The 6,082-nt window shown below is 60.4% G+C and carries 5 protein-coding genes; 3 read left to right on the top strand and 2 right to left on the bottom strand.

Annotated elements, in window-relative coordinates:
- Window positions 1-271: 271 nt before the first annotated feature.
- On the bottom strand, window positions 272-1,273 hold the full coding sequence (locus ACTJLC_RS20735; protein ID WP_073431941.1) for a LysR family transcriptional regulator: 1,002 nt from the start codon (window positions 1,271-1,273) through the stop codon (window positions 272-274).
- Window positions 1,274-1,472: 199 nt separating this feature from the next.
- Between ACTJLC_RS20735 and ACTJLC_RS20730 the strand changes: the two genes are divergently transcribed.
- From ACTJLC_RS20730 to ACTJLC_RS20720, 3 genes are all read left to right on the top strand, one after another.
- Complete coding sequence (locus ACTJLC_RS20730) at window positions 1,473-3,641, top strand: FUSC family protein (RefSeq protein WP_310132942.1); 2,169 nt, start codon at window positions 1,473-1,475, stop codon at window positions 3,639-3,641.
- A gap of 143 nt (window positions 3,642-3,784) precedes the next feature.
- A complete protein-coding gene (locus ACTJLC_RS20725) occupies window positions 3,785-4,000 on the top strand; it encodes a hypothetical protein (protein WP_114163677.1) in 216 nt (71 codons plus the stop codon).
- A gap of 191 nt (window positions 4,001-4,191) precedes the next feature.
- Entirely contained in the window at window positions 4,192-5,706 is a 1,515-nt protein-coding gene (locus tag ACTJLC_RS20720; RefSeq protein WP_310132958.1) for an acetyl-CoA hydrolase/transferase family protein, read from the top strand.
- Between the two features lie 58 nt (window positions 5,707-5,764).
- Here ACTJLC_RS20720 and ACTJLC_RS20715 read toward each other — a convergent pair whose 3' ends face one another.
- Window positions 5,765-6,019 (bottom strand): GlsB/YeaQ/YmgE family stress response membrane protein, encoded by a 255-nt coding sequence (locus tag ACTJLC_RS20715; RefSeq protein WP_073431937.1) that lies wholly within the window; start codon window positions 6,017-6,019, stop codon window positions 5,765-5,767.
- Window positions 6,020-6,082 lie beyond the last annotated feature (63 nt).

The raw sequence follows: 6,082 nt of genomic DNA, 5'->3' as shown, positions 1-6,082 counted from the left end.
GTGAAACGACTCCACGCCGATGATAGTGCGGATTGCCCGTGTGAAAGTAGGTAATCGTCAGGCTCCCATGCAGAAACACAGACCCCACCCCACACCGGTGGGGTTTGTGCGTTTACGCGCCATATTCGAGATGGGGCTAAAAACAAACATCTAATCGTGCTCTCTCGCAACGACCAACCAGCACATAAACATCGCTCGCCAGGGCACTTCTGTTTTTCAAACAGCGCTAACAGCATAGTGCCCCAGCAAGCGGTGCACGCAAAATTCCACATCAATGCGTGGCGGCATCGCCGCTGCCAACGGCGCAGGCACGAACCGGCATGACTTCATCGTCGGTATATAACTGACCGATTTCCGCAAGCAGCGCCTCGTCGCGTGCAATCACTTCCGGCAGGTGGGCGCGCAGAAATTCGACCCACGTCCGCGTCTTGGCATCGATGAACTTACGCGATGGATACAGCGCGTAAATGTTCATTTTCTGCAGCGTATATTCCGGCAACACGCGCATTAACGTTCCATCACGCAACCCGGAAATCGCCGCGTAAAGCGGCACCATGCCGATGCCCATCCCTTCGCGAATCGCAACGATCAGCGACTCCGCAATGTTCACGTGCACGGGCCCATTCACTTCCATCATCTCGCCTCCGTTTGGCCCGTCGAGCAGCCATTCGTGCGGCGGAAATGCTGGCGTGTGCAGGATCAGACATTCGTGATGCGCGAGATCGCCCGGCTGTTGCGGCGAGCCATGCGTCCTCACATAAGCAGGCGATGCACACAAAATGCTAAAGGTCGTTCCGAGCGGCAGCGAGACAAGATCCGAGTTGGGCAAATTCGAGGCGCCGATCACTGCGACGTCCGCACTGCCTTCGAAGAGATCGGGCATACGCTGGGACAACGTCAGCTCCACCGTCACCTCCGGATAAAGCGCGCGATAACGCGAGATAGCCGGCAGCACATAGTGCTGGCCGATGCTGGCGAAGCTATGCATTCGCAATGCGCCGCTGGGACGCTCGTGCGCGCAACTCGCCTCTTCTTCCGCCGTGTCGACGTCCGCGAGTATTTGTTGGCATCGCTCCATATAACGCTCGCCCGCAGTGGTTAGGGCAAGTCGCCGTGTCGAACGGTTTAGCAACCTGGTACGTAGATGGGCTTCGAGTTCCGAGACTGCGCGGGACATCGCCCCGGTCGTTGAATTGAGCGACTGCGCTGCGGCGGTAAAACTACCGGCTTCCACGACTCGCACGAACACTCGCATATTTTGTAACGTATCCATCGATCCTTCTGATTCACGGCAGAAGCCGTATTGTCCGCCTGTCCCGCAAGCGCATTGTTGTTCGTTCTGCAAGGGACCTTCCGCACCAGTCCCATTAGTGCGTGCGTCGCACGCTCCTACAATCGGCGCCTTGCCTGCCGGTGTGCGCAGCATTCGCCGGCGCTTCTTTCAGCATCAACCCGGGGCGCATTGCTTTCCGATGAAACGCCAACGTGCGATCGAACCGCCTGCGGATTCCCGCCGACAGTGGAACGTCACATCGCAAACGATGCTCGGCGCGGCGATTCGTGATTGGGCAAACAGCGATGGTCTGATCTGGCTGCATCTGTTGAAAACGGTCACCGCGGGTCTGCTGGCGCAGGGCATCGCGATGCTGCTGGATCTGCCGCAGCCGCGCATCGCCATGACGACGGTGTTCGTATTGATGCAGCCGTTCAGCGGCATGGTGCTCGCCAAAAGTTTCTATCGGCTTTTCGGCACCGCGGTGGGCACGGTCGCGGCGCTCATGCTCGGTGCGCTGTTCGTCCAGCAGCCTGAACTGTATATGTTCGGCATGGTCGCCTGGGTGAGCGCCTGCATCGCTGCCGCTGTCCGATATCGGCATTTCAAGTGGTATGGTTTTGTGCTGGCGGGTTACACCGCCGCCTTGATCGGCGTCCCGAATGTCACCGCGCCTCACGACCTGTTTCTGGCCGCGCTCACACGCGCGGCGGAAGTAACGATTGGCATTGTGTGCTCGAGCGCGGTCAGTGCGTTGATCGCGCCGCAGCGTTCGAGTCTTGCTCTGCTGCACGCGCTGCAAATTCGATACACAAATTTTACTGCGTTCGCGGCCGACGCGCTGGGACGTGGAATCGAGCGTGGTCAGTTCGAGCGGCGCTTTGCGAACCTCGTCGACGAAATCGTGGGTTTCGAGGCGACGCGCATTTTCGCCGCGTTCGAAGATCCCGCCATGCGCTCACGCAGCCAACATCTAGGCCGTCTGAACGGCGAATTCATGGATGCATGTGCGCGGCTGCATGCACTGCACCAATTGCTCAAGCGTGGGCGTGTCAACGCTTCGGCGCGTGTGATCGACGCGATCAAGCCGTACTTCCATCAGCTATCGTCGTTGCTGGCGCCGCAAGCTGACGCCACCGTCGATGCCTCGCGCGTCGCAGCCCGCTTGCGGCTCTTTCAGGCAAGCCTGCCACGGCGCGTGCGCGAAACAAGACGTCCGCTGGAAACCGCGCCTGCCGAACCACTGGCGGATTTCGACACGGCCGCCGAACTGCTGTATCGGTTCGTCGACGAATGGATTCGCTACTCGGAAACCTACGCGGCTTTGGCGAGGCGCAAGCCAGAGAACAAGCAACGCAATGGCAGCCGCTACGTGAGCAGGACGAACGGCTCTCTCGTCGCATTCACTTTCGTGCGGTCCGCGGTGGTCTTGTCGATCGTCGGATGGTTCTGGATCGCGACCGATTGGCCGAGCGGTGGTCTAGCGGTGATCGGCGGGGCACTGGTGTGCGCTCTGACTTCCACCGCGCCGAATCCTTCGAAGACAGCCGTGCAGATGGCGCTCGGCGCCGTGCTGGCCACCATGACCGGCTACTTCTTCACATGCTATGTGTATCCCAACATCGACGGTTTTCCGCTCCTTTGCATCATGCTTGCGCCAGTGCTTGCGCTCGGCGGGTTCGTCGCGACGCGCAAGCTCACGGCCGGATATGGCATCGGCTTCTCCGTGTTCTTTTGCCTGCTGGCCGGGCCGGACAACGTCGTCACCTATGCGCCTGATCTGCTGATCAACAACGGCCTGGCGCTGAGCGCCGCGATGCTGTTGGCGGCAATCGTTTTCGCGGTGGTTTTTCCGGCCGATATGCCGTGGCTCATCGACAGGATCATGGGCGATCTGCGCGAGCAAGTCGTGTTCGCATGCAACGACAAGCTGCCCGGGCTCAATCAGCGTTTTCAGTCGAGCACACACGACCTCGCCTCCCAATTGCGCATGCTGCTGACGCGACGCTCCCGCCGCCGCCGGGATGCGTTGCGCTGGATGCTTGCGACACTCGAAGTCGGCCACGCCGTTATCGATCTACGCAGCGAAGCGTCACGCGCCACCTATGCGGTGACAATTCATCGACGTTGGGACAGCGTTCTGGAGCAAACCTGCAACGCGCTCTCGCAGCTGTTCGCGCGACCTGACACGCATGCTCTGGAGCACGCGCTCGTGGTGGTGCGCTCGGCCACATGGATCGCGCAAGACGTGTTGCAAACCGTTCATGCCGACCGCGACAAACGCCATGACGTGCAGCGCATTCTGAGTTGCCTGCATTTCATCTGCACTGCGTTGCTCGACAAGGACGCGCCTTTCAATACACGTTGACCGATGCTCATGTGATCGGTCGCACGCGTCGATCCTTCCGCCGGATGGAAAGGTCACTTCCGGACAGCCACGTTTATCCGCATGAACGGCGGCTCTATAGTTTCATCGCTGCCTCGCAGTAACCGTAAGTCCCGGAGAAAAAAATGAAAGTGTTGAGGATTGTCCTGATTGCCTGTGCTTTATCCGCTGCTGTTGCTCATGCACAAACCGCGCCGTCCACGCCGCAACAGAAGGCCGCCCAGGCAAATAACCAACGCGCCGACAGCGCCGCCATGCAAGACCACCGTGCCGCACCGGCCGCTAAAGCTGAAGAGTGCGTCGGCCCCATGAGTTTCTGCAATATCTATTTCGGTAGCTAGTCAGCGCCGCACCTTACCCAAGTCGTGCCTGCAAGAGCCGTTGCGAAAGTGACGGCGCGACGAAGTACCTGGCCGCGACGCCCTCTCAGGAAGACGTCGCGCCTGTTGCGACAATCGGGCTACTGAACGAAGCACGCCGCCGATGTGCGCACCGGTAGCCAGAACTGGTGACCATGGAGAGACTCAGTTTCATGTACGAAGACCGGATTCGCTGCGCCGCGCTGCGCGGAAAAATCACTTCCGCCGCAACTGCGGCGCTTCTCATTCAGGACGGCATGTGCGTCGGCGCCAGCGGTTTTACACGCGCGGGCGACGCAAAAGCCGTCCCTGTCGCGCTCGCCGAACGTGCGCGCAACGAAGGCAAGCCGCTGCGCATTACGCTGATGACCGGTGCATCGCTCGGCCACGACGTCGATCGCATGCTGACCGAGGCACACGTGCTGGCGCGTCGCTTGCCCTTCCAGGTGGACAAGACCCTGCGCGATGCGATCAATCGTGGCGAAGTGATGTTCGTCGATCAGCATCTGTCCGAAACCGTCGAAATGCTGCGCGCGAATCAACTCGGCAAACTCGACGTCGCGATTATCGAAGCGGCAGCGATCACCGAGACGGGCGGCATCGTGCCGACCACTTCCGTCGGCAATTCGGCGAGCTTCGCAATGCTCGCCGAGAAGATCATCGTTGAAATCAATCTGGCCCAGCCGATCGCTCTCGAAGGGCTGCACGACATCTGGATTCCAGGTCGCAGGCCGAACCGGGAGCCGTTGCCGATCGTCCATCCACACGATCGCGTCGGCACACCGGCCATCGAGATTCCACTCGACAGGATCGCGGCGATCGTCATCACCGATATGGCGGACAGTGCGTCCACGGTGTTGCCGGCCGATGAAGAGACGAAGATGATCGCGGGCCACCTCATCGAGTTCTTTCAGTACGAGGTGTCGCGCGGTCGCATGCCTCGGCGCTTGCCGCCGCTGCAGGCGGGCATCGGCACGATCGCCAATGCGGTGCTGGCGGGCTTCGCCGACTCGCCTTTCGATCCCTTCGAAATTTACTCGGAGGTACTGCAGGATTCGACGTTCGACCTGATGGATGCCGGCAAGGTGACGTTCGCCTCAGGCGCATCGATTACGTTGTCGGCCGCGCGTCAGGCGCAGGTGTTCGGCGAACTCGAACGCTATCGCGATCGTCTGGTATTGCGCCCACAAGAGGTCAGCAATCATCCGGAAGTGATCCGGCGGCTTGGGTTGATCGCGCTGAATACCGCGTTGGAATTCGACATCTACGGCAACGTGAATTCGACGCATGTGGGCGGCACGCACATGATGAACGGCATCGGCGGCTCGGGCGACTTTTCACGCAATGCGTCTTGCGCGATCTTCGCAACCAAATCGATGGCGAGGAGCGGCCGCATTTCGAGCGTCGTGCCGATGGTGCCGCATTGCGACCACAACGAACATGACGTGGACGTGGTCGTGACGGAGCAGGGCTTGGCCGATCTGCGCGGGCTGGCGCCGCGCGAGCGCGCCACGCTGATCATCGAAAACTGTGCGCATCCGCTGTATCGCGATCTGTTGCGCGACTATTATCGGGACGCCTTGCAATGGGGAGGACAAACGCCGCATCGACTGGACCAGGCTTTCAACTGGCATACGCGGCTGCGTGACACCGGCTCGATGTTGCCGGCTGAGGACGTGCTTCTCTAGTCGAAACCGACGTCAGGCGGCCTTCGCCCCTGACGCCGGAAGACATCAAATGCGACCCTCAACCACCTCGGCGGACGAGGCGGATAAGAAACAGCAGAATGACCGCGCCGATGACAGCAGTAATGATCGAGCCGATCCAGCCGCTGCCAAGCGAGATATGCAGCACACCGGCAAGCCACCCGCCGATGAACGCGCCGACAATCCCGACGATGATGTCGACGATCAAGCCGAAGCCGCCGCCCTTGACGAGCACGCCGGCCAGCCAGCCGGCGATCGCGCCGATGATGAGCCATGCAATGATGCCGTGTTCCATAATCGAGACTCCTTGGTTGAGTGTGAAAAATTCACGGTGACAGAGCTTAGTCGATGGTCATGC

It is taken from the genome of Paraburkholderia sp. 22099, from assembly GCF_052045835.1.
GTDB lineage: Bacteria > Pseudomonadota > Gammaproteobacteria > Burkholderiales > Burkholderiaceae > Paraburkholderia > Paraburkholderia terricola.
The sequence above is the reverse complement of the archived record's forward strand: the minus strand, read 5'-3'. Positions and strand labels throughout refer to the sequence as shown.

Excerpts from the sequence above, each read along its gene's own strand:
- ACTJLC_RS20715 (WP_073431937.1), bottom strand. The coding sequence starts at position 6,019 with ATGGAACACGGCATCATTGCATGGCTCATCATCGGCGCGATCGCCGGC.
- ACTJLC_RS20720 (WP_310132958.1), top strand. The coding sequence starts at position 4,192 with ATGTACGAAGACCGGATTCGCTGCGCCGCGCTGCGCGGAAAAATCACT.
- ACTJLC_RS20725 (WP_114163677.1), top strand. The coding sequence starts at position 3,785 with ATGAAAGTGTTGAGGATTGTCCTGATTGCCTGTGCTTTATCCGCTGCT.
- ACTJLC_RS20735 (WP_073431941.1), bottom strand. The coding sequence starts at position 1,273 with ATGGATACGTTACAAAATATGCGAGTGTTCGTGCGAGTCGTGGAAGCC.
- ACTJLC_RS20730 (WP_310132942.1), top strand. The coding sequence starts at position 1,473 with ATGAAACGCCAACGTGCGATCGAACCGCCTGCGGATTCCCGCCGACAG.